This is a genomic window from Streptomyces sp. NPDC002911, assembly GCF_053591835.1.
The window spans coordinates 1-22,693 of record NZ_JBSFUO010000044.1 but is presented as its reverse complement, the minus strand read 5'-3'; the positions used below and the strand labels follow the sequence as shown (position 1 = coordinate 22,693).

General features: G+C 69.2%; 18 protein-coding genes. 10 read left to right on the top strand and 8 right to left on the bottom strand.

Annotation, left to right across the window (positions count from 1 at the left end):
* Positions 1-157 precede the first annotated feature (157 nt).
* The gene (locus tag ACWD04_RS32045) at positions 158-688 is read right to left on the bottom strand and encodes a hypothetical protein (protein ID WP_451137256.1); all 531 of its coding nucleotides are present in this window, start codon (positions 686-688) and stop codon (positions 158-160) included.
* 248 nt (positions 689-936) lie between these two features.
* Between ACWD04_RS32045 and ACWD04_RS32040 the strand changes: the two genes are divergently transcribed.
* Positions 937-1,257 (top strand): maleylpyruvate isomerase N-terminal domain-containing protein, encoded by a 321-nt coding sequence (locus ACWD04_RS32040; protein WP_451137255.1) that lies wholly within the window; start codon positions 937-939, stop codon positions 1,255-1,257.
* Positions 1,258-1,449: 192 nt separating this feature from the next.
* Complete coding sequence (locus ACWD04_RS32035) at positions 1,450-1,701, top strand: hypothetical protein (RefSeq protein ID WP_451137254.1); 252 nt, start codon at positions 1,450-1,452, stop codon at positions 1,699-1,701.
* Positions 1,702-1,755: 54 nt separating this feature from the next.
* Here the strand turns inward: ACWD04_RS32035 and ACWD04_RS32030 are convergent, their stop codons facing one another.
* Positions 1,756-2,961: a globin domain-containing protein gene (locus ACWD04_RS32030; protein WP_451137253.1), complete on the bottom strand. Its 1,206-nt coding sequence runs from the start codon at positions 2,959-2,961 to the stop codon at positions 1,756-1,758.
* Positions 2,962-3,261: 300 nt separating this feature from the next.
* Here ACWD04_RS32030 and ACWD04_RS32025 point away from each other — a divergent pair, with 300 nt between their 5' ends.
* Positions 3,262-3,759: a MarR family winged helix-turn-helix transcriptional regulator gene (locus ACWD04_RS32025; protein ID WP_451137252.1), complete on the top strand. Its 498-nt coding sequence runs from the start codon at positions 3,262-3,264 to the stop codon at positions 3,757-3,759.
* A gap of 141 nt (positions 3,760-3,900) precedes the next feature.
* Here ACWD04_RS32025 and ACWD04_RS32020 read toward each other — a convergent pair whose 3' ends face one another.
* Entirely contained in the window at positions 3,901-4,740 is an 840-nt protein-coding gene (locus ACWD04_RS32020; protein ID WP_451137251.1) for an alpha/beta fold hydrolase, read from the bottom strand.
* 300 nt (positions 4,741-5,040) lie between these two features.
* Here ACWD04_RS32020 and ACWD04_RS32015 point away from each other — a divergent pair, with 300 nt between their 5' ends.
* The gene (locus ACWD04_RS32015) at positions 5,041-6,471 is read left to right on the top strand and encodes an aldehyde dehydrogenase family protein (RefSeq protein WP_451137250.1); all 1,431 of its coding nucleotides are present in this window, start codon (positions 5,041-5,043) and stop codon (positions 6,469-6,471) included.
* Between the two features lie 188 nt (positions 6,472-6,659).
* Here ACWD04_RS32015 and ACWD04_RS32010 read toward each other — a convergent pair whose 3' ends face one another.
* Complete coding sequence (locus tag ACWD04_RS32010) at positions 6,660-7,631, bottom strand: SDR family NAD(P)-dependent oxidoreductase (protein WP_451137249.1); 972 nt, start codon at positions 7,629-7,631, stop codon at positions 6,660-6,662.
* A 114-nt stretch (positions 7,632-7,745) separates the two neighbouring features.
* On the opposite strand from ACWD04_RS32010, the gene ACWD04_RS32005 reads away from it, so the two are divergent.
* The 3 genes from ACWD04_RS32005 to ACWD04_RS31995 all read left to right on the top strand — a co-directional run bounded on the left by ACWD04_RS32005 (position 7,746) and on the right by ACWD04_RS31995 (position 10,033).
* Positions 7,746-8,672, top strand: coding sequence for an AraC family transcriptional regulator (locus tag ACWD04_RS32005; RefSeq protein WP_451137248.1), 927 nt, complete (start codon positions 7,746-7,748; stop codon positions 8,670-8,672).
* 149 nt (positions 8,673-8,821) lie between these two features.
* A complete protein-coding gene (locus ACWD04_RS32000) occupies positions 8,822-9,052 on the top strand; it encodes a hypothetical protein (RefSeq protein ID WP_451137247.1) in 231 nt (76 codons plus the stop codon).
* A 570-nt stretch (positions 9,053-9,622) separates the two neighbouring features.
* A complete protein-coding gene (locus ACWD04_RS31995) occupies positions 9,623-10,033 on the top strand; it encodes an organic hydroperoxide resistance protein (protein ID WP_451137246.1) in 411 nt (136 codons plus the stop codon).
* A gap of 176 nt (positions 10,034-10,209) precedes the next feature.
* Here ACWD04_RS31995 and ACWD04_RS31990 read toward each other — a convergent pair whose 3' ends face one another.
* The 3 genes from ACWD04_RS31990 to ACWD04_RS31980 all read right to left on the bottom strand — a co-directional run bounded on the left by ACWD04_RS31990 (position 10,210) and on the right by ACWD04_RS31980 (position 12,983).
* On the bottom strand, positions 10,210-10,887 hold the full coding sequence (locus ACWD04_RS31990; RefSeq protein ID WP_451137245.1) for a hypothetical protein: 678 nt from the start codon (positions 10,885-10,887) through the stop codon (positions 10,210-10,212).
* Between the two features lie 644 nt (positions 10,888-11,531).
* On the bottom strand, positions 11,532-11,897 hold the full coding sequence (locus tag ACWD04_RS31985; protein ID WP_451137244.1) for a hypothetical protein: 366 nt from the start codon (positions 11,895-11,897) through the stop codon (positions 11,532-11,534).
* A 351-nt stretch (positions 11,898-12,248) separates the two neighbouring features.
* Positions 12,249-12,983 carry an alpha/beta fold hydrolase gene (locus ACWD04_RS31980; RefSeq protein ID WP_451137243.1) on the bottom strand — a complete coding sequence of 245 codons (735 nt, stop codon included), beginning with the start codon at positions 12,981-12,983 and terminating at the stop codon, positions 12,249-12,251.
* Between the two features lie 235 nt (positions 12,984-13,218).
* On the opposite strand from ACWD04_RS31980, the gene ACWD04_RS31975 reads away from it, so the two are divergent.
* The 3 genes from ACWD04_RS31975 (at position 13,219) to ACWD04_RS31965 (ending at position 15,672) form a co-directional block, all read left to right on the top strand.
* Positions 13,219-14,052 (top strand): helix-turn-helix transcriptional regulator, encoded by an 834-nt coding sequence (locus ACWD04_RS31975; RefSeq protein WP_451137242.1) that lies wholly within the window; start codon positions 13,219-13,221, stop codon positions 14,050-14,052.
* Between the two features lie 149 nt (positions 14,053-14,201).
* Complete coding sequence (locus ACWD04_RS31970) at positions 14,202-14,804, top strand: TetR family transcriptional regulator C-terminal domain-containing protein (RefSeq protein ID WP_451137241.1); 603 nt, start codon at positions 14,202-14,204, stop codon at positions 14,802-14,804.
* Positions 14,805-14,931: 127 nt separating this feature from the next.
* On the top strand, positions 14,932-15,672 hold the full coding sequence (locus tag ACWD04_RS31965) for a cysteine hydrolase family protein (protein ID WP_451137240.1): 741 nt from the start codon (positions 14,932-14,934) through the stop codon (positions 15,670-15,672).
* Positions 15,673-15,810: 138 nt separating this feature from the next.
* Here the strand turns inward: ACWD04_RS31965 and ACWD04_RS31960 are convergent, their stop codons facing one another.
* Positions 15,811-21,639 carry a hypothetical protein gene (locus tag ACWD04_RS31960; protein WP_451137239.1) on the bottom strand — a complete coding sequence of 1,943 codons (5,829 nt, stop codon included), beginning with the start codon at positions 21,637-21,639 and terminating at the stop codon, positions 15,811-15,813.
* Between the last annotated feature and the right edge of the window lie 1,054 nt (positions 21,640-22,693).

Below are 22,693 nucleotides of genomic sequence, written 5' to 3'. Positions count from 1 at the left end.
CTCCATGGATGGCGTACCAGGGTCGGCGTGGTGCACGACCAGGAGCCTGCCGTCGCTTCCGGCGAGCAGGAGGCGTTCACAGCGCAGCTCCAGGCGTCCTGCGCGGGTAGTTCAGTTGTGAGCGCCGGCGCCCTGAGGGCTGACGTCGTGGCGGGCCTCAGACGCCGTCCTTGCCGAGCTCCTCCCTCGCACGCTCCCGTCCCTCCGCGAGCGTGCGCAACTCCGCCTGGGTGAACGCGGCGTCGAAGCCGCCCCGCGACCGCCGAGCCGCCGCGTGGGCCCGGCACACCAGGCGCGTCTCCTCCGGCGTGAGGCCGGCCTTGTCCCGGGCCACAGTGATCCACGCCGGAAGTGCGGACAGGTTGTAGCGCCCCGCGAACGTGCTCACCTGGTCCCCGCTCAGGGCCCAGCTCAGCACCCAGAACCTCCGGTGGGCCACTCTGCCGCGGTCGTTCCACCTGGCCCGATTGGCCTCTGCCACACGGCGGCGTTGCCTGGCCTTCTTCCCGGCATTGGCCGGATCGTTCCACCATGCGCGGTTCCCTTCGGATATGAGCTGTCTGCGTTCGGCCCTGCCCGCCTCGTTGCCTGGATCGCTCCACCAGGCCCTGGTGGCCTCGGCCGCCCGTCGGCGCCTGCGCCGCTCGCCCTCCGGTACCTGCTCCGCGTCCCCGTTCTGCCCGGACACGAAATCACCTCCGTCCATGTCGACGGCCACTGCCGGGGCCGGACCGGCCCTCTGTCATCCGAGGGCGGAAGAGTGTGACCGTCACACTGTTGGTTCTTCTCCACCTGTACTGTTGTGTGCCGCATCAAACGCTCGGGCCGCCACGCCTTCGGCCCCGGTTCTCCTGAAAGGTCGTGTGCCATCACTACGTCCCCTGCGTACGTTTGGGTTCTGGATGAGCTAGCGGGTTTACCGGGCCGGGCTCCGTTGTGGAGGCCTTCCGCAGCCAGCGCCGGAGGTTCGTCGAGACCGTCTCCGCCTTCGGCCCCGCCGCGTGGCGGGCTCAGTCGCGGTGTACGGAGTGGTCGGTCCACGACGTGGTACGCCATGTGCGCGATGTGGCTGCCATCCATGTGGCCAGGCTCGACGGGAGCCGCCCTCCGTTCCCTGTGCGCGGCCCCTTCCACCCGGCCACCACCCCGGCCGAGTGGCTCGCGTCCTCCGCCGGGAGTCTCCGCAGGAGACGCTGCGCGAGTGACCGCCCTCGTCCGGGCGGAGGAGCGGCTACTGGTGGGGAAGGCCGCTCGTAACCCCCACGAGGTGCGGCCCGGACCGCTGCGGAGGGACCTGCACCGGTCCGTGTCGTCCCTGCACTCGTTCTGGGACGCCTGGTTGCACGAACGGGACATCGCCGCCGCCCACTGCCAGGAACCCGCCTGTACGGCCGACGAGTTGCGCATGGCCGCCATGCACGGGCTGCTGGGGGCGGCGGCGCCGGCGGGATGGACCGGGGACTTCGTCCGCACGGCGCTGCGACTGGGCGGAGCCCGGACGGGGTCTACGGGATCTCACACACGGCGGACGGCGCGATCAGCGTTGTCGCCTCGCCGGCGGAGACGACCGAGGTGCTGCACGGGCCCGTGCGCGAGGTGCTCGACAGCCTGGCGGGCCGCGGCCCCGTGCTGACCGAGGTCCTCGGCCGGTCGACGCCTTCGGTCATGAAGCTGAGCAGGCTGCGCGAGGTCGCCACTTAGGCTCCGGCCGGGTGCGTCGGCGTACCCGGCCGGTGGCCTGGTCTGCCAGGACCGCTACTTGCTGCGCCAGAGGTCCGGGCCGAAGACCTCGTAGTGGATGGCGGCAGGGCTCACTCCGTTGTTCAGCAGGTCACCCCGTACCGCCCGCATGAAGGGCAGCGGACCGCACAGGTACGCCGTCGTGGCGGGGGGCAGGACGAGACTGCTCAGGTCCGCGCGGCCGGTCGAGGCTCCGAGCGTCGGGTGCGTGTCTGCGCCGGCCTCGTACCAGAGGTGCAGGGAGCCGTTCGCCAGGCCGTCGACGAGTTCGGTCTGTTCCTCGCGGTGCACGTGGTCGGCAGGCGACCGGTCGGCGTGCACCACGAAGATCTCCCGTTGCGAGGAGCCTTTCGACAGGTGGTCCAGCATGGACAGCATCGGGGTGACGCCGATGCCTGCCGAGGCCAGCAGAATGGGGCCGTCGCCGTCTGGGAGCACCAGGTCCCCGTAGGGGAGGGACACCGCGATCCGGTCCCCGGCCCGTGCGTTGGCGTGCAGCCAGGTCGACACCTCACCGTCGGGTGTGGATCCGTCGGCCGCCCGCTCCCGCTTCACGGTGATGCGCCAGGTCTTCTCCACGGGTGCGGCGGACAGGCTGTACTGCCGTATCTGCCGTGCGCCGTCCGGAAGTTCCACCTGGACACTGACGTACTGGCCCGGGCGGAACGGCCCGGTCGGCAGGCCGTCGGTCCGGCGGAGCACGAGGGACACCGCGTCGGCGGTCTCCTCCAGGCGCCCGGCGATCTCCATCTCGCGCCAGACGTCGCCGTCGGCGACCGCTGCCTGCTCGTAGAGGCGCCCCTCCATGGAGATCAGCGCGTTGGCCATCAGCCAGTAGACCTCGTCCCACGCGGCTGCGACCTCCGGCGTGACGGCGTCGCCGAGCACCTCCGCGACCGCCCCCAGCAGGTGCCGGGCGACGATGACGTATTTGTCCGAGGTGATGCCGAGTGAGGCGTGCTTGTTGGCGATGCGGGTGAGTATGGCGTCGGGCCGTTCGTCCGGGCGCTCGATGATGAGTGTCGCGAAGGCCGCGACCGAGCCTGCGAGGGCCTCGCGTTGCGTGCCGTTGACCTGGTTGCCCCGGTTGAAGAGGTTCTTCAGCAGGTCGGGGTGGGCTTCGAACAGCCGCCGGTAGAACAGGTCGGTGATCTCTGCCAGCGAGGCCCCCACGGCGGGGAGGGTGGCGCGGATGACAGGGGTCGACTGCGCGGAAAGCATCCCGGGCTCCTTAATGTGCATCTCATAGTCGAATTTTGACTCACGACCGGGCAGGACTGTCTGCCGCAGACAGTGTGAATCTGGCGCACTTATGCACACTATCCACTCCCTCCGGATGCCCCGGCGAGAACGAGACAGACTCTATCAATGTTGCATCTCAGATTCCTATTTAATCGATGTGATCCACGCCGCTCCGCGGAAAATCGTGCACGATTTACGTGTACACGATATACACGGAGGTAAGGTAAAATCTGACATGAACAGGCGCCCCGTACCGGGGCCACGTCGGGAGGTGCGCTCATGGACAGACCCCGGATCGCGGTGCCGGCACCGGGCGAGGATCCTGATTTCGGCACCGAGGAGCCCGTGATCGTCCTCGACGACCAGTTCTGCTTCACCCTGTACGCGGCCTCCCGCGCCGTGACCAACGCCTATCGGCCGCTCCTCGACGAGGTGGGCCTGACCTACCCCCAGTACCTGGTGATGCTGGTGCTGTGGCAGCGAGATCCGGTGACCGTCAAGGAACTGATCGCGGCGCTGCACCTCGACTACGGGACAGTGACACCGCTCGTAAAACGTCTGGAGTCGCACGGCCTGCTGTCGCGACAACGACGCGGGGACGACGAACGCGTGGTCGACGTGACCCTGACCCGCGAGGGTGCGCTGATGCGGCGTCGCATCAGCGGCGTACCGCCCGCCATCGGGGCGGCGATGGGCCTGAGCGCCGAGGAGTTCGGGATCGCCCAGCTTCTGCTGCGCCGCCTGACCGGCAATCTGGACGGCCCTTCTCGGCCCTGAACTTCCTCCCTCTGCTGCTCACCCGCCCCAGCGGCACAGGAGCCGCCTCGGCCGTCGCGGCGCCGGTGCACCATGCCGCTCCCCCGGTGTTGTTTCGTGGGAGCGGCGTCGGTGGAGGCGCCTCAGCCCTGGTTCTGTGTGTCAGCGGGTAGCGCGGACCGCCTGCTCGATCAGCCGGGTGACGGCGGCCGGGCGGGAGACGGTCACCGCGTGGGACGCCTTGACCTCGACCTTGTGGGAACCCGCACGCGCCGCCATGAAGCGCTGGGCCTCCGCCGGAATGTTGAGGTCCTGCGTGGTGACCATGGTCCACGAGGGGATGGTCTTCCACCCGGGGGTCGACGCCCCTTCTTCCAGGGCCGCACTGGTGATGGGACGCTGCGTCGCCGCCATGACCCCCGCGGCGCTCTTCGGGACGTCGGCGGCGAACTGGTGGCGGAACTTGTCCTGGTCGATGTAGAGGTCGGTGACCGCGGCACCTCCAGGCAGCGTGGTGTTCACCTCGCGCAGCGCCTCTCCCAGGGTGCTGCCGGGGAACCTGCCGGAGAGCTCACCCGCGCTTTCGCCTGCCTGGGGGAGGAATGCCGCAAGGTAGACGAGCGCCTTGACGTCCTTGTCGCCGGCCGCGGCATTGCTGATGACTGATCCGCCGTAGGAGTGTCCGGCAAGGACGACAGGCCCTTCGACGCTGTCGAGTACGTCCTTCAGGTAGGCCGTGTCGCTGTTCAGCCCACGCAGCGGGTTGGCGGGGGCTACGACCGGATATCCGTCGCGCTCGAGGCGCTCGACAACGCCGTTCCAGCTCGACGCGTCCGCAAACGCACCATGTACCAGTACGACGGTGGGCTTGGGCGCTGCGGCAGGGCGGGCTTTGTCCGCGCTTGCGGGGGCGATCGTGGTGAGTGTCACGGCCGCCGCCGTGGCGACGGTCGCGATCGCGGCCAGGGCGAGAGATGTGCGGGGCAGACGCTTGCTGGTCATGTCGGGCTCCTTGGTCCTGTCGGGTCAGCACGGGCGTGCTGACCCGGCGGTGCAGCGCTCTGTGGATCTGAAGAGGGCTGGGCTCGAGCAAAAGACTAGAGCACATTTAAATTGCACACAACCAAAACGTGCTCTAGTTAGTGTGTTGCTCAGAGACACAGTGCATGAGTGTGCCTCTCGACTCCGCCGTCGGTTCGAGCCCCTGACGGGCCATCGGCAGCGCGCCTGCTGCCCTGTGGCCCGGATCATGGGACGGCTTGTCCCTGGCTACCTGTCCGGCTACGGAGTTCCCTGGGGCACATGAACCCCTCTGCGCTCACCTATCCCTCCCCTGCCCACTGGATCAACGGGCAGGCCGTTCCTGCAGCGAACGCCGTCATCGACGTGGTGAACCCGGCCACCGGTGCCGTGATCGCTACCGTTCCCCGTGGCACACCCGAGGATGTCGACCGCGCGGTGGCGGCGGCTGCCGCGGCTCTGCCCGGATGGTCCGCCACGTCTCCGCAGGAGCGGAACGACGTCATCCGGCGTGTGGCGGAGGGCATGACCGGGCGGGCCGCGGAGATAGCCGCGACGATCTCGGCCGAAATGGGCGCGCCGATCTCCTTCGCGCGAGCGGCGCAAGCCGGCCTCCCGGTCCTCGCTGCGGCTGCTGCCGTCACCGCAGCGGAGGACTTCCCCTGGACGGAAGACATCGCGAACTCGCTGGTGGTGCGCGAGCCGGTCGGAGTGGTGGGTGCGATCACCCCGTGGAACTTCCCCCTGCAACAGCTCACGACCAAGGTGGTGCCGGCGCTGCTTGCGGGGAACACCGTGGTCCTCAAACCGTCCGAGTCGGCGCCGCTCACCGCCCGGATCTTCGCAGAGATCACAGATCTCGCAGGTCTTCCCGCAGGCGTCCTGAATGTTGTGCACGGCACGGGCTCGGTCGTCGGCGAAGCGATAGCCGCGCACAGCGGCATCGACATGGTGTCGTTCACGGGATCGACCACGGCCGGCAAGCGAGTGGCTCTGGTCGCCTCCAGGACGGTCAAGCGGGTGGCCCTGGAACTCGGCGGCAAGGCCGCTCACATCATCCTGCCCGACGCGGACTTCGCGGAGGCCGTGCCCCGGGGCCTGGCCCTTGCCTGGGCGAACGCCGGGCAGGCATGCGGTGCGTGGGCGCGCATGCTGGTACCGGCCGACCGGCACGACGAGGTGGTGGAGCTGCTGCGCGAGGCCGCCGCCGGCTACCCGGTGGGCGATCCCTCCGATGCGAGCACGGTGATCGGGCCACTGGCCTCCGAGGCACAGCGCCGGCGTGTGGCCGAGTACATCGACCGGGGCGTCGCCGATGGTGCCGAGGCGGTCGTCGGGGGGCCGGGCCGGCCCGAGGGACTGGGAACCGGCGCCTACGTCCGACCGACCGTGTTCGCCGGTGCAGACCCGGAGTCCGTCATCGCGCAGGAGGAGATCTTCGGTCCCGTCCTGGTCGTGATCCCGTACGCGGACGAGGACCACGCAGTCGATATCGCGAACGGCACCGTCTACGGGCTGAACGCCGCCGTGACCGGCGAGGAGGGGCACGCCATGGCCGTGGCGCACAGGATCCGGGCCGGGCAGGTGGACGTGAACGGCGGTCAGCTCAACTTCCTGGCGCCGTTCGGCGGTTACAAGCAGTCCGGAAACGGACGGGAGATGGGCCGTGCGGGGCTGGAGGAGTTCCTGGAGACCAAGGCCATCACGCGCTGACCCCGAGGGCAGCCCGGCGCCGCCCCGGCGGGCGGCGCCGGGCTGCCACGAGGACTTGGTTCACACCCAGGGATGCTCGGGGGGAAGCGGCCGTGCACTTCCCGAAGTCCATGCGTGCGCCCGGGCGCACGCATGGACTTCGGTGTGAAAGGTGCCGGCGCCACGGGCCGTAGCGGAGGTACGGAACGTCAGCGGAAGCTGCCGGGCAGCGCCTCGGCCGCGTAGTCCCAGAGCCTGTCTGCGGTCTGCGGGTCGAGCGCGTGCGCTGCCACACCGCCGGGCTGCTCCTCGGGGCCGCCTACCGGGCGTGCCTCCTGGTTGTCCTCGAAATAACGCCCCGTCACGCCGTTCAGCAGCGGGGACGCCGCCAGCAGCACGGAGGTCGACGCCCCCTGGGCGGGTTCTTTGTAGTACGGCTGCGGAATGATGTTGCCCTCGTCGTCGATGGCACCCATGGCGCGCATGGTGTCGTCGTCGATATGGCGCTGGAGATTGGTGCTGATCCACCCAGGGTTGAGGGCGTTGGCCGTGATCCCGTCCGAGGCCCAGCGTCGGGCGCCCACACCGAACAGCACGTCTGCTGTCTTGGACTGGCCGTAGGCCGTCCAGCGGTCGTACGGGCGGTGTGCGAACTGGGGGTCTTCGAAGTCGAAGGCTGCGGTCAGGTGTGCGCCCGAGCTGACGATCACGATGCGCGCAGCCCCTGACGCCCGCAGATGCCCGTGCAGGGCCGTGGCCAGGGCGAAGTGCCCGAGGTAGTTCGTCGCGAGCTGGAGCTCCCAGCCCTGGGCGGTCACCCGGCGTTCCGGGACGGCCATGATCCCGGCGTTGGCGACGAGTATGTCGAGGGGGCCTTGCCAGGAACGTGCGAAGGCGTCGACCGACGACAGGTCGGCCAGGTCGAGCGTTGTCGATCGCACCGAACCCTCCCCCGATTCGGGGGCGAGGCCGGGGACCACGTGTCCGGCCGCTGTCGTGTCGCGGGTGGCGACCGTCACCTCCGCGCCGGCGGCGGCAAGCGCCCGGACAGTCTCCAGGCCGATGCCGGAGGCTCCGCCGGTGACGACGGCACGGCGTCCGGTGAGGTCCACCCCCTCGATGACGTCGGTGGTGGTGGCGTGGGAGTGGAACGGTGTGGTCAGGCGGTCGTGGTCGTACACGGGATGCCTTCCTTGAAGAGGCGGGTGGTCTCTCCTTGACGCTACCGATCCGACCGTGGATGATCCATGATGGATAGTCCGTGAAACTTGCTCATGCGTCCAGAGGGGGTTGCTTTGGATCCGTTGGAGGACGTACTCGCCCTACTGGACACCAGGAGTCATCTCTCCTCGGCCCTGGTGGCGGGGGGCGAGTGGGCCATCCGGTTCGAGGCACCGTCGGGGGTGAAGTTCAACGCCGTCCGGCAAGGCCGCTGCCTGCTCGAAGTCGAAGGGGAGCATGAACCGCTCGCCCTGGCGGCCGGGGACTGCTACCTGCTCACCCGGCCCCGCCGGTTCACCCTCCGCAGCGGCCCCGGAGTCGCCGCGATCGAGGCCGGGCAGGTCTTCGCTTCGTCCGCAGGCGGCGTCGCGCGGACGGGCAACGGTGCCGACGACGTCGTGCTCGTAGGCGGCCGCTTCTCCTTCGGGGACCGAGCGCAGGCGCTGTTGCTCGACGGACTCCCTCCGGTCGTCCACGTACCCGGGGGAACCTCCCAGGCCGAGACCCTGCAGTGGGCACTCACACAGATCGACCAAGAGCTGCGGATCAAGCCGATGGCATCGACCCTGGTCGCGGAGCACCTGGCTGTCGTCATGTTCGTCCATGTCCTGCGCCTGCATCTGGCACACGATCCGAACGCGGTGTCGGGCTGGCTGGCGGGCCTCGCGGACCCGGTGGTCGCCGCGGCCCTGACAGCGATACACGGCCGGCCGGAGCAAGCCTGGACCGTGGCCGAGCTGGCACAGGCGGCTTCGGTGTCCCGGTCCACCCTCGCCGCACGTTTCAAGGACACGGTGGGGCGCGGTCCGCTCGATTACCTCACCCGATGGCGCGTCGAACTCGCTTCCCGCCACCTGCGCCGGGACGACGGCACCGTGGCCACCATCGCCCGCGCGGTCGGCTACGGCTCAGAGAGTGCCTTCAGTACGGCGTTCAAGCGGGTCACTGGTGTCTCGCCACGGGACTACCGCAGCGGGTACCGGGCTTCTCGGGTCTCGTGATCCAGTCATCGAGTATTCACTGTCACAGCACTTTCACACCGTATGATGCGGAAACAGTGTGTCGGCGTTCGCAGCACGGACGGCAGGTAATCCTGTCGGCTCGTGCTTTCCCGGCACCGCCACGGCAGTTCCGACAGACAGGGAATCCAATGATCTTCAAGCGAAGCCGGCGACTCGCCGCGACCGCGGGACTCACCGCTGCTGCGTCTCTCGCGCTCCTCGCCGGCACAGCGGGTACCGCGTCCGCGGCGGCCCAGGCGGTCGAGTACCGGGGTGCGTACAGCAGCCCCATCGCCTGCCAACTCGCAGCCGTGTCCTTCCATGCGCAGGACGGGCTCACCTACTGGTGCGACGGCGCGTACCTCTTCCGCCTCGTGTAGGTCGGTGCGCCGCCGACGGCGCACCGGTCGACGGCGTACCGGTCGACGGCGTACTCGCCGGGAGATGCGGACAGCTGGATCCGTGCGGCTTGCCCGTACTGACCTGGCCGGGAAGCCGCGCAACAAGAGGGCCCGTCCTTCGCCTCCACCTCTCCCCTGCGGCCTCGCCGCAGTGACTCCCGTGTGTCTCGCTGCCACGGCACTTCCGGCGACAGCAGTACAACGGCCGGGACGGCGGTACAGGTGTTGCCGTAGGTGAGCCCCTCGGGCCTGTGCAGTGGGCAGGCTGGGCGGTCGCTCACGGTGACCGAACGGTCGGGCTCTTTCACCCTGGACTGCAGCACGAGGCCGGATGGTGGCTTGCGAGGACGGGCTCTTGGTACACCACTACTCCCGCAGACCGCCCATCGCTCGGCGCTACGGCACAGCAGGCCCAGCGCAGTCCACTACCCGGTGGGCATCCGCGCCGCAGCAATGCGCACGATTAAATTGTGCACAGTTTAATTGTGTGCTTTCATTGGAACCAGCAGGCGATCGGGCACTGCGCGAAATCGACAGAGGATGGTTCCCATGGATGCTCTCTACACCGCAGTCGCCACCGCGAACGGCCGTGACGGCCGTGCGGTCAGCTCGGACGGCCAGCTGGATCTCCAGCTCGCCATGCCGCCCGCCCTCGGCGGCAACGGCCAGGGCACCAATCCGGAACAGCTGTTCGCCGCCGGCTACGCGGCGTGCTTTTCCAGCGCCCTCGGTCTGGCCGGCAGGCAGGCCAAGGTGGACACCTCCGACGTGTCCGTGACAGCAGAGGTGAGCATAGGCAAGCACGAAAGCAGCTTCGGTCTCGCCGTCACCCTCCGTGTCGAGGTGCCGGAGGAGCTGTCCGGCAGTGCCGGCCGCGAGCTCGTCGAGCAGGCGCACCAGCTCTGCCCGTATTCCAAGGCGACCCGCGGCAACATCGACGTCACTCTCGTCGTGGAATAGGCCCCATCTGCAGAGCGCCGCTGTGCCTCCCCGCCCGGTCCCCCGTACAGTGATCCGGTCCGGGGAAGGAGCAGCGGCGCTGTCGTGCGGACGGGAGCACTCCGACTTCCCTTGTGCCGGGGCCTGTGCGTCAGACCGCACCTTCCGGGGATAACGGGGCGTGCTCGCAATGCGGGTCAGCCCGGCGAGCCGGCACTCCACAGCACGGCACCGCCAGCTGACCTGATCAGCAGCCGGCCCGTCTCCTGGAGGACCAGACGCGCCCCGGGATTGCCGGCCGTACCGGAGCTCCATACCGATCTGCCGTCCGCCGCGACCACCACGAGATTGCCGTCCCCCTGGAAGACCGCACGGTCTCCCAGGGTTGCCGTGTTTGCCGCCCAGCGGACGACCCCGGTGCTGTCCCGGACCACGAAGTTTCCGTCGGACTCCATGGACAGCTGCGCCCCGCCGGCGTAGACCGGCCCGCCCGGGGCGATCACATGGGTTCCGGTGATGACGGCGTCCGCACGTTCCGGGATCGAGGCCTCCTTGTCTCCCGGAGAAGCCGGCGCTGCCCCCGGAGAGGCGGGGTTTCTGCTCCCCTTCGGCTCCACCGGCGTTCGCCCGGCCGTACGAGTGTCGCCGGGCAGCGCCAGGTCGGCATGGCGCGTTGCCGAACCGCGCTGCTCGTGCTGGGACTTCGCAGCGGCGGCCTCTTTCTCGGCTGCTTCCTCGGCGAACCCCACGGGCTCCGTTCTGTCGTCGGTGCCCGTGGCCTCGGGAAGAAGTCCCGTCCCGTCGTCGGGAACGGCAGCGACCGGGGAGGTCCGGCTCCGGCTCTCGTCGCGGCCGCTCCCACCGTTGTGCGTCACGAAGGGCACGGCAGCCAGGGCAGCGCCCACAACAGCCGCCACCACGAGGGCCGGCTTGCGGCCCCGTCGTGCGGTCTGCCGGTGCCTGCCCCCGGTATGCCCGACGGCCCCGGCGGGATGCCAGTCGGTATCATCCCTGGCCGGATCCGGTCCTTCGTCGCTGAAGTCCTCGTCGTCGTTTACGGGCCGGACCTGCGCGGCGGCGGCGCGCGTGGCGGATCCGGTGGCAAGGGCCCTTTCCGGCCTCGCGACTGTGTCAGGTGTGGCGGGTTCGGCCGTCGGACCGGTGAACTCGGTCTGCTCTCCTGTTCGCTGAATGCCCGCCTTTCCGGCCGGTTCTCCCGCGGCCGGTTCAGGCACCGGAACGTTCGCGGACTGCCCGACGCCCTCAGCCCTTCCGGCCCCGGATCCGGGGAGAGTCACGGCCCGTCTGATGTGGGCTGCCTCGGAGTTCGGCCAAGGTGAGGTCTGCTGGTTCATCATGCTCCTTCTGGGCATGTCGTGATCACGAATCCCACCCGTCGGTCCGGTCTCGCAGCGAGACTGCCCGGGGGGGGCTCCTGACGCGTGATTGAGGGCTGGGGAAACACCGGTGCCCGGGCCGTGGGTACGGCCCGGGCACCAGAACCGCGTCTACGGCTCGATCAGCCGAAGTTCCGCAGCCAGGGGCTGGTGGTGGACCCCTCGGCGGAGCCCGACCAGCCCTTGGAGGCGGTGAAATTGGCCGTGCCCACGTAGAACTTCACGCTGGGGTTGTTGTTGTAGAACCCGTACACCTTGCCGTACGTGGTGCCGCTTGCGAGGGGGATCTGCTCGCACGTGCCGGGGCGGATGAGATAGGTCGAGAAGCCGCCCTGCTGGGGAAGTTCACCGACGGCGGTGTAGTTGCCGTAGGCACAGACCTTGAAGGTGTTCGGGACGGCGGCGGAGGCGGAGCCCGCCGTCATCGCCACCAGGCCCACCGCTCCTGCGGTGACCGCAGCCTTCTTGATCTTCGAGATGACGCTCACGTGCACACCGTTCCTGTCTGCCTTGTGGCAGGAGATGAATAGGACCCCGCCTACGCGACCGGCCGAGGTACCCGGCAGGGGCGAAGGCGGCCCGCGGTTCGGCTGCTACGGAGGCGGGTTCGACGCCGCTCCGGCATCGTCGCGGCAGCCCGGAGAGCATGGCCGTCTGAGCGACCGGTGCAGCCCCGCTGTCCACGGCTCGTCCGGATTTCGCCCCCGTCGAGACTCATCAACGGGAAACGGTGTGACTGTAACAGTGTCTCGCAGGGCGCGTAAACCACTGTTTCCTCAACACCGGGCGGGACAGACGGCGTTCACTCCGGAGCGTCCCCGTCGTCACCCGGACTGCACTCAGTGGCCGCTGGCCGTCCCCCAGTGCTCCTCCAGCGCGGCCGCGACCTCCGCAGGCCTCTGCAGAACGGTCCAATGGTTGCAATCGAGCTTGAGAACCCGCGAGGCCCGTACGGCCAGAGCGAGTTCGTCGCCGAACTCGCTCTGGCAGGCGGGGTCGAGCGCACCCCAGAAGACCAGGCTCGGGGCAGTCAGGCCCGTCAGGCCGGGCTCCCACTCCGCGCCGACGGTCAGCGCCGAACGGTAGAGGCTGAGGATGCTGTCCTTCATCGGCCCGTCCACGTGGCGGGCCGTCTCCCTCGCCAGTTCGCTCGGGACATCGAACCCGGCAACGAGATCATCCGCAAACGAGTCGGAATGGAATGCGGCCATGTACCGGTCCCCCTTGGCCGGGTCCTGCCACACCTTTGCAAGCGGGTGCCACATGTACCGGGAGCTGACCGGCCCGTTGCCACCGGCCCAGGTCCGGACCAGATCGGGTCGCAGCGAGGCGACCCGAGCGGTGAGGATGCAGCCCCAGTCGTGGCCGACCAGGTCCACCGGCTCGCCGACCTGCTCCAGACGTGAGATGAGCCAGTCGGCGTACTCCTCCTTGGCGGAGCCGAAGCCGTCGGGCAGCGCGGCGCCGAAGCCGGGCAGGTCCCAGGCCTCCACATCGGTGCGGGTCAGGTGCTGGCGGACACCGTCCCATACACGATGAGTGTCGGGAACGCCGTGGATCAGGATTGCGGGCATGGAGGCAGGTCCTTCGTCTTCCGGGTAGGTATGACAACGCGTACGACGGCCACCACTGTCGACGGGTTCACTGCCTGGGCATCGCTAACAGTGTGTTCAGTGGCACACTGGACACGGGTGCAGCAGGCCCAGGTGGACGAAGGACGGAACAGGAATAGAACCGCCCGGTTCCTGTTGCTCTTTTGGACGGCATCAGGAGCCGACGACCGCAGGAGCTGCTGAAAGGGGCCGTTTGATGGATCGCGGTGAGCTCGCCCGTTTTCTGCGCAGCCGACGTGAGGCGCTGCAGCCGGAGGATGTCGGTATGCCCCGGACCCGGCGGCGCAGGACCGGTGGTCTGCGCCGCGAGGAGGTCGCCGCGCTGAGCGACATGTCAGCCGACTACTACAGCCGCATCGAGCAGCAACGCGGGCCGCGCCCGTCCCAGCAGGTGCTCCGGTCCATCGCACAAGGCCTGCGCCTCTCGCTCGACGAGCGGGACCACCTCCTGCGTCTGGCCGGATACGCGGTCCCCGAGCGGATGTCCTTCGCCGAGCAGATCAACCCCGGTATGCTCCGGATCTTCGAGCGCCTGGAGGACACGCCGGCCCAGATCCTCAGCCAGCGGGGAGAGACCCTTGCGCAGAACCGGTTGTCCGTACTGCTCCTCGGTGATCTGACCAGGTACTCGGGGCCGGCACGCTCGCTCGTCTTCCGCTGGTTCACCGACTTCGAGGAGCGGAGCCGTATCCCGGCCGACGACCACGCGACGCACGGCCGGCTCCTGACCGCCCAACTGCTCGCCACCCACAGCCGTACACCGGCCGACCCTCGCACCACTGCTCTTGTCGACACGCTCTCAAAAACCAGTCCCGAATTCGCTGCTCTGTGGCGGGAGCGGCCTGTCGCTGGCCCCTACTGCGCGCCCAAGCGCATCGAGCACCCCCGCGTCGGGATGCTGGAACTGCACGGTCAGAGTCTGGTGGACCCTGACCGATCGCAGATCCTCACGGCTTTCACCGCTGAGCCCGGCAGCGAGAGCTACGACAGGCTCGAGCTCCTGTCCGCACGCGGTGAGCGGTTCGGCTGACTCCTGCGTACGGCCGTCGGCTCCGTACTCACGGTCGTGGCGGTCGATGCCCGGCGGGACGCCACCGGCGCAGCACGGATGCGACGCCGGGGAGGCATCGCGCACGACGGGATCCAGCTCCTCGCCGACCGGCTGGCTACCATCAGGGGATGTCACGCCCAGCAAACCCTGTGGTCCGCGAACGTCTCCTCGCCGCGGGGGTCGAGCTCATGCACACGAACAGCTTCCACGGCAGCGGGGTGAAGGAGATCGCGAATCGCGCCGTCGTGCCCAAGGGGTCCTTCTACAGCTACTACGCCAGCAAGGACGTGTTCGCCGCCGCCGTGCTCGCGCACTACTGGGCGCACGTCGACCGGGACTTCGGCCCTCACCTGCGAGACAGTTCGCTCCCGCCCGTCGAGCGCCTCACTGCCTTCTTCCGGGCCATGACGGACGACAACGCCCGTCGTGACTTCACGGCCGGCTGCCTCATCGGGAATCTGGCGCTCGAGATCGCCGACCACAGCCCGGAGGCCAGAACCGAGCTGGGCCGCATCCTGGACCGCTGGACGGCCCTCGTCGCTACGGCCGTCGGTGAGGCGCAGCGCGCCGGGGCCGTTCCCGGGGGCACGGATGCGGAGAGTCTGGCCGCCGTGGTCATCGAGGCGTGGGAGGGGGCTGTCATGCAAGGGCGGGTGCGACGGTGCCGGGACCCGTACGACCGGTTCACGGACATGGTGCTGCCCCGGCTGCTGCAACTCCCCGTGTCCTGAAGGCCGTTCCGGAAGGACGTGACATCAGGCCAGTCCCACTCCACGTGCGTTCGGGCGCACATTTATAGACGACCGGTCGACTATTATTCGGGAAATCACGCATCCCCGAAGACCTTGGAGTCCCACCATGTCCGACGCCGATATCTACGCCGAGCCCGCCGCCCCTGCACTGCCCCACAGCGGCTTCGTGCTGGACCCGGCGCGCGCCGCCCTGGTCGTCACCGACCCCCAGATCGACTTCCTGAGCCCCAAGGGCGCGACCTGGCCGGTCTTCGGCGCCAGCATCGAGGAGAACGGCACTGTCCCGCACATCGGCAGGCTCTTCGCCGCGGCAAAGGAGACGGGCATCTCTGTCGTCGTGTCACCGCACTACTACTACCCGTACGACCACGAGTGGGCGTTCGGCGGCCCGATCGAGAAGTTCATGCACAGCATCGGCATGTTCGACCGGCCCGGCCCGCTCACCCTCCAGGGATTCACCGAGTCCGGGGCCGATTTCATGCCGGAGTACAAGAAGTACATCCTGGACGGCAGGACCGTCATCACCTCGCCCCACAAGATCGTGGGCCCTGAGTCCAACGACCTTGTCCTCCAGCTGCGCAAGCGCGGGGTCTCGCAGGTAGTGCTCGCCGGCATGTCCGCGAACCTGTGCACGGAAGGGCACCTGCGCGAGCTGATCGAGCAGGCGTTCGAGGTAGTCGTCGTCCGCGACGCCACGGCGGGCCCTCGTCTCCCGGAGGGCGACGGATACCTCGCGGCACTGATCAACTTCCGGTTCCTGGCCAGCGCCGTATGGTCCACCGAGCAGGCGGTCCATGAGCTGCACGCCGCCGGGAGCCTCGGCTGGAGACTCTCGTCCGGATCATGAGGGGCTCGCGAGGCCTGCCTGATCCGAACGCGGCACCCTGGGCCGTTTGACGTCCCGGGAAGCGACCCCGAGGGGGACGTTTTCGGCCCGTCAGGCTCCGGAGCCCATGGGCCGGTTCATCCCGCCCCATCCGGCGTGTCACCCGGCGCGCACTACGGTGTCGGCCCCTGCCAAGGCATCCAGGACGGGTGTGAGTGGGTTGCCGACGGCTAGCCGGGGGAACCGCAGGGTTCCAGGGACGCCCAGTACCGTCCCTTCCGCGTCAAGGTCCAGGGACATGAAGGCGCCTCTACGCGGTGGGGTCGCCCTCATCCCGGTGGTGTGATCGAACCACAGGACCGTTCCGCCCCGGAGGTGCACGACCTCGTAGGCCTCCGCCGGTCCCGCACGGGACACCACCAGGGAACGGGACCCCGTACCGCCTCCTCGCAGGAGCACCTCTTCCAGATGCCGCACCTCGTCCTTCACGGCTCCGGTCCAGGATCGGAATGCCCCTGCCGGGTGCTCCGGCCCGTCCCCGTGTGCGGCCCCCGCTGCCGGTGGCGGGGGCTCGCCGGCACTGTGCCCCGTGCGGGCCGGGGGCACCTCCCGTACCCCGGAGGGCGCAGGCCTGGGAGCTACGGGGAGCGCCGTGGCACCGTCGAACATGCCGGCGCCGTACGACACGTGGGCGTGAAAGCCGGGTGCCCACCCGAGCGGAACACCGTTCGGGTCGAAGTCGATCGAGCGCAGCGCCCCTGCTCCGTCTTCTGGAGCGGTGACCAGCATGTTCGTGTCGTGGTCGAACCAGCGGAGGCGGTCGCGGACATTGACGGCGGTCAGCAGGCGCCCCCGGTACGGGCCCAGACGCTCGGGCAGTACGAGCGACCGTGCGCCGTTGCCCGCGCGCAAGAGCGTGCGTTCGAGATCCGCGACTGCTTCGGCCGTCGGCGCGGCACGAAACCTTATGGGCAACCGGGTCCCGCCCGGTATGTCCTGGTCCCCTGGCTCATACGCACGTAGCGGTAGTTCTTGCGGCTCCGGCAGTTCCGGAACGGGTTCCAGCGGTCCCCGGAGGGCAGACGGAAGCGGATTCGGTGCAATGGAGTCGGGGCCGGGCACACCACCCGACGTGCCACGCGCGACCGCCGCCCTCTCGGACCGGCCCTGTGAGTGGTCCTCGCCGGGCCTGTCCTGGACGGGCTCCTCGGTAGCTCGCACCCGTATGTCCTGGCTTCCTGTGCCGAGGAGTGCGGCCAGGTACGTGTCCAGACCGTCGGCCAGCCGCCCTTCGTCCAGGGGGAGCATCCCGATCAGGCCTCCCGGCACGTCCACTTTGAGCACCCGAGAGGTCACACCGTCCGCCGGGCGGGCCACCACCGTCGTGTCGAACCGGAAGTAGCGGAATTCCCTGACACCTTCACGGTTGTGCTCCAGTGTCTCCGACATGGCCGAGGTGTACTTCTGCCCGCCCGACCACTTGAACTCCAGCGGTGACCTGCCGGTCATGGCGTAGCCGTCGGAGCCTCCCCCTCCCTCGGGGCCTCCTCCGTGGTGAGTTCCGTCCTGCCGTTCGCTGCTCGTCTCGCCGTCCTCGTCTGCCTGGCGGTATCGGCGTGCCTTGAACTGGATGCCGCTCTGCGGGCCCAGTTCCTCGGCCCCGGTCAGTTCGAGACCGACTTCGAGGACTCGGCCGTCGACCGTCACCTCGTACCGGCCGCGCAGCAGCGCTCCGATCTCCGGCCGCAACAGGTTGTGACTCGTGAAGTGCTCGTATGCCAGCCCGTCCGTCGATGTGAAGTCGGGCCTGCCGCTGAAGAGTTCACGCGCCGTGTCCGGCTCGGGAACGTGCCGTCCGCGCAGGGCCGCGACCCTGGCCCAGCGGTTCACCGCGTCGGCGGCGGGCATGTCCCACGGGTGCAGGTTTTCCACCAGCGCTTCGGGAAGGGGCGTCACGACCTCGTTCTCCTGAACCCACCGGGCATTCCGGCCGTACTGCCGCCGGAAGGGAGCGGGGGCTTCCTCCCCGGGCGGTGCCTCCCTTGTCAGATGGCGTGGCACGAGGAGGCGGACACTGCCGTCGACGGGCCTGCCCAGGCCGTCGTCGTACCAGGTCCACGCCTGGTGCTCATGTCGGAACCGGCCCCACTGATCGCTCCGGTGGACCGCGCGGGCCACGAGCCCTCCCAACAGGTGTGCGGCTTGGGACGCCGTGTCGAAGAGCCGTGGCAGCTTTCGCGCTCCTCCCATTTCGATGCGGAAGGCAAGCCGGTGCTCGAACTCGTGCGAGCCTTCCCGGTCCCTGGTGTTGGCCCGGATGATCGACACGGTCTTGGTCAGTTCCGTTGCCGCGGTACTGCGTGTCCGGGAACGTCCCGTGGAGTAGTCGGCGCCGCCGTGCCCGTGACCGTGGTGGTGGTTGTCCTGGGTCTGCTCTCCGCCGCGCGCGGTGAACACCGCCCCCGTGGAGAAGGTGTGGCCCTGCTTCGCGGCATGCTTCTTCTCCTCGACGCTCTCGCCGCGCAGGGTCAGTTTGACCTCGGGCCGGTGCCGGTCGGATCGGGCGCGGTCGACACCGGTCACTGACACACGGATCCAGAGGTACTTGGTACTGCCGCCGAATCCCTCGGCCGGCAGCCACAACCAGAATCCGTTGCCGAGCAGGCTCCGGACCTTGGTGATCAGTGCGTCGGACCGGAACGCGGCCTCCAGCGAGCGTCGGAGCGGGTCGGTGCCGACCGCCCCGTCCTGTCGCGGCGGCCGGAGTATGCCCCGCTTCTCCAGGCGGCCGGTGATCGCGTCGAGCACCCCGTCCGCGTGCAGCACCTCGGGGTGGGCGGACGTTCCAGGTATGACACCGTCGAACAGGTACGTGCGGGCGGGGGCGCCTTCCGGAGCCGGGCGGTCACCGAGGCCGGTGATGCCGTCGGCACCACGGGGGAGAATGTCCTCGGCCCGGCGGCCGGGTGCGAGAAGTTCCATGGCATCGGTGAACCGCAGGTAGCGCGGCCGCTCCTCGACGACTCTTCCCTTTCTCGACTTGCTGATACTGATCTCGAACACCGCATCAGCACGGTACGACGCCGGTCTACCCGCATAGGTGGCCCGCGTGATGTCGATGAACCCCCGCTCTCGCTCCTGGTTGCGACCCCAGTTCTTCCGCGCCTCCGCCATGACCTGCGCGACGGCCCTGCCGCCCGGGCCTTCCGCGACACCGTGCTCCGCGTCCCCGCCTCCCGCCTCACCCCCGCTGTCCGAACCGAACCGGAGCACCGGGCCTGCGGCAGCCAGCACCCCGGCCGCGAAGCGCCGGTCCCGGTCATGGCCGAAGCGTCCCACGTCCTGTGTGTACTGCTCGATCTCGGTGTCTCCGCCGGCCGGAAGCTCACGCGGGGAGTAGCCGCGCAGTCGAAGTCGCACCGTCGTGTGCCAGCCGTCCACTCCGGGCAGGTCGACGGTCCGGCCGTGCTCACCGGTCAGCATGCCGAAATAGGCGGTCAGTGCACTCGGACTGGTCATCCGTACGATCTGGGACGGCCAGTGCACGGGGTGCCGGGCCACCGGACCGGACAGTCCATGCAGTCGCGCGTAGAGCCCTGCGATTGTCCTGGCCAGGACAGGGAGCGCAGGGAAGGCCGGGTACAGGCCTGCGGTACCGGTGGCCAGGTCGAAGGCGGGTTCGCCGGCCGGCCAGCGCCGCGACACTCTCGCGAGTGCCCCCGCCGAGCGCGCCTCCTCCTCCGCGACGGGCCGGGCGGGCGCGTGCTCCTGGGGCACCACGATCTGAGCCACGAGGTCACCAGGCCGCTCGATCCACCACTCCTCCACACGATTCTTCGGATCACCCTCCACGTACTGCGACATCTCGTAGGCGATGTCCAGGACGTGCTCGTCGACGGATTCGGTGTTCTCTTTGCGCCGATACGACTTACTCGTACGGGCGAAGGACTCCGCGCTGCCCGCCCCCAGTCGGCCCGTCAGCCGGAAGCTCCCGAGCTGGAACCGGCCCCATGGCCCCATCGTGAGGCGAGCCGCGCCGCCGATCCCGGCTTGCAGGGACCACTGGCTGTCCGTGCCCCCCGTCACGGCCTCACTCACCGCGGCCCGCGTATTGACGGTCATCGCACGGTCGGTGACCTCCGACGAGTCGAGCAGATGCGCGCGTACGGCCATGGTGACGCGAAGCGAACCGGCGTCCACCGTGTGCCGGACTCCCATGAGCAGGTCCGCAAGATCGCCCTCCAGCGCCGGGCGGCCGAAGAACACGGAAAGTTGCCGGTCCACGTCGGCCCGGTCGAGGGCGCCGACGCGTCGTTCACGGACCAGCTCCGCCAGCCGGGTGCGGAACGAGTCCTCGACCAGTTCCGCACCCGGCAGCGCCGCCGCGACCGCGTATCCGAGCCCTCGGCGGCTCGCCAGCGCCATGGGCTCACGCTCGTGGCGGCGGGGCCGTCGGCCGGGGTCGAGGCGCGGTGGACGGACCACGGCGCGGACCGCGTCGAGACCCGACTCCCGGAGCAGGGCCCTGACATGGGGCTGCGACGGAACAGGCCCCGGCAGTGTCCGGAGGCCTTCCTGCGGGCCTGCCCCGCCGGTCCCCCGCACGGCGGGGCTGTGAACCGAACCCAGGAGGTGCTGCTCGAACCCAGCCGCGCCTCGGCCGTCGCGCCACGGCACTCCGAACTCCGCGCCCACCTCGACCGGCGGGGCACCGGTTTCGAGCACCGGATGGGTCCGTGAACGCCAGATCAGGTCGACGGCGAGGACAGCCCGGTACCGCGCCTGCGCGTCAGTGGCATTGAGAATGGTGTGGGTCAGTGGCTGAGAGGCGAGGCGGTGGGTCCAGCCGCGCGAGGTGCTGATCGTCGCGGTGAGCACGGGGGCCATCCCCTTGGCCTCCGAGTCGTGGCCCCCGTGCTGGAGGGAGGGGTCGACAAGCCCCGTAGCGTTGAGTCCGTAGCTCAGCGCGGCCAGACTCTCGCCTCCCCTCCCCAAGGTTCCGGAGAGCCCCAGCCCAAAGTCTTCGCGTGTTTTCACACCGTCGGTGAGGCCTATGAGCTGAAGGCTCTGCGCAGAGATCCGGATCCTGAGCACGCCCCGGAACCCTGCCGTTCCCAGACGGTCCGTACCGACGCTGATCGCATTCGTCGAGTCGCCACTGGTCAGCCACCAGCGGCTGCGGTTGCGGGCTGTACGCTCGTTGAGCAGGATCTGGGCCTCGCGCACGACTCTGCCGGTGTCCCCGGCATCGAGGCCCGCTGCCCGCAGCCGGGCCTGGAGATTCGCGATGAGCGGTGTCATGTCGATGGCGTTGAGTACTTCTCCGGCGCGCGACGGCCGTGATCTGTCTGCCGGCCGGTCACCTTGCACCGGCCCGGCGTCCTGCCCGACCTTGGGTTCGCCGGGGCCCGAGTAAACAGCGGGGAAGTCGACACCGAGCCTGCGGTCCACTGTGCTACCGGACCGCAGGGCGTCTTCGCCCAGCTCCACACCGTCGACGAAGAACCGGAAGTCCACCCCGGCGGTGAAGGCCGTACTTCCGTCGACGAACAGCTTCCGGCCGGTGATGACCGTCTGCCGGACGGCCTCGGAACGGCTCGACGTAACCTCGTTGACCAAGGTCGGAGCCCCCACCACGAGGGTGGAGGCCACCGCAGAGGCAACATTCACGGCCGTCAGGAGAACCAGTTCGGACCCGCGTGTGAAGTGCCGGGACTGCTCGCTGCCTGCCGCTGTGGAACTGAACCGAACGTCGTACTCGCGGACGGGTTGCCTGGTCGGCTGCTCCGCGACGGGCACCACCGCACCGAGCACGGTACGCACCCACAGCAGTCGGCCGCCCACGACATGGCTGCGGCCGTAGGCCAGCTCGTCCGCCCACTTCCCCGCATCATCGAGCGCCAGCACATCAGCGACGAGCGTCTCCACCGCACGGGCAAGCCCTCCGTCCCGGATCCGGCCGGCGACAGCCCGCGAAGCTTCCGACACCTGCTCATGGGACCACGGCTGTACAGCTGTGACGGTCGCCTCGCCCAGCATGCCGTGTTCCGTGTACCAAGGGCTGCGTGTCAGGCCCTCAGACCCCGGGGAAGCCTTTTCCCCCGTCCCGCCAGCGCCGCTGGCCGTCAGCGCCGTAACGTGGTGTGAGCCCATGAGGGACTGGGCCTGGGCCGTGAACGACGGGAAGCTCTCGGCGCCGGGAAGCTGCCGTGCCGGTCCTACGGACCTGACGCCGGGCCGTGGTTCGCGAACGTCCTCATGCGGATGAGCCGCGCTGGACGCCGAGTTCTCTGTTGCAGCCGCGTCGGTCCCCGCCGACGTACTCGCACTGCTCTTCCAGGTAGCCATAGCGGACCGGAGCACCCTGGTGTGTTCGCCGTGACTCGCGGACTGCGACAGGTCTGCAAGAACTCGCTGCAGCCCGTGGGCCATGGCCTCTGTGGTGTCTGCCACGGCCACATGAACAGGAGCTGATCGGGACACCACATCGGGCGTGGAGCGGTAGATCTGGTGGTGGGTCGTGCTGTTGGGGTGAGGGCGGATACCGAGACGCCGGAGTAGGTCTTCACGGTGGGCGCCGGAGTGGACTGATCCGGTTTCGATGCGATCGATCCATAGACGGTCGGGGGCAGACAGCCGGTCGCGGTCGCCGTCGGCAGTAGCGAGTCGAGCCAGGACCAGGTCGGTCCTACGGGCCTCGACGGCCTCAGAGGCCTTGGTAGCAAGAGAGGTGATGGTAGTGGCGTTCTCGCCGGTGGTCACGGGGCGAGCACGGGACGGGAGGAGTCCGGCGGGGGCGGCGGCGGGTGCCGTCAGAGGAATCTGGGATCGGGATTGCGCATGGGGTGCGGGCGGCGCGACTCCGGGCGCCTTGATGTCGGTGGAAGAAGCAGAACCGAACCGCGGTTCCGGGGGCTGGGGGTTGTTGAGGTGGTGGGTGAGGCGTTGGGTGAAGGGGGTGCCGGGGTCGGTGGTGTGGGGGTGGGTGGTGTTGAGGAGGGTGTCGGTGGGTGAGTAGAGGGTGCGGTGGGCGTGGAGGGTC

Bases quoted from the DNA above. Each gene is read 5' to 3' on its own strand.
- ACWD04_RS32000 (WP_451137247.1), top strand. From the start codon at position 8,822: ATGATCTTCAAGCGAAGCCGGCGACTCGCCGCGACCGCGGGACTCACC.
- ACWD04_RS32035 (WP_451137254.1), top strand. From the start codon at position 1,450: ATGGACCGGGGACTTCGTCCGCACGGCGCTGCGACTGGGCGGAGCCCG.
- ACWD04_RS32030 (WP_451137253.1), bottom strand. From the start codon at position 2,961: ATGCTTTCCGCGCAGTCGACCCCTGTCATCCGCGCCACCCTCCCCGCC.
- ACWD04_RS31965 (WP_451137240.1), top strand. From the start codon at position 14,932: ATGTCCGACGCCGATATCTACGCCGAGCCCGCCGCCCCTGCACTGCCC.
- ACWD04_RS32015 (WP_451137250.1), top strand. From the start codon at position 5,041: ATGAACCCCTCTGCGCTCACCTATCCCTCCCCTGCCCACTGGATCAAC.
- ACWD04_RS32025 (WP_451137252.1), top strand. From the start codon at position 3,262: ATGGACAGACCCCGGATCGCGGTGCCGGCACCGGGCGAGGATCCTGAT.
- ACWD04_RS31980 (WP_451137243.1), bottom strand. From the start codon at position 12,983: ATGCCCGCAATCCTGATCCACGGCGTTCCCGACACTCATCGTGTATGG.
- ACWD04_RS32020 (WP_451137251.1), bottom strand. From the start codon at position 4,740: ATGACCAGCAAGCGTCTGCCCCGCACATCTCTCGCCCTGGCCGCGATC.
- ACWD04_RS31975 (WP_451137242.1), top strand. From the start codon at position 13,219: ATGGATCGCGGTGAGCTCGCCCGTTTTCTGCGCAGCCGACGTGAGGCG.
- ACWD04_RS31970 (WP_451137241.1), top strand. From the start codon at position 14,202: ATGTCACGCCCAGCAAACCCTGTGGTCCGCGAACGTCTCCTCGCCGCG.
- ACWD04_RS31995 (WP_451137246.1), top strand. From the start codon at position 9,623: ATGGATGCTCTCTACACCGCAGTCGCCACCGCGAACGGCCGTGACGGC.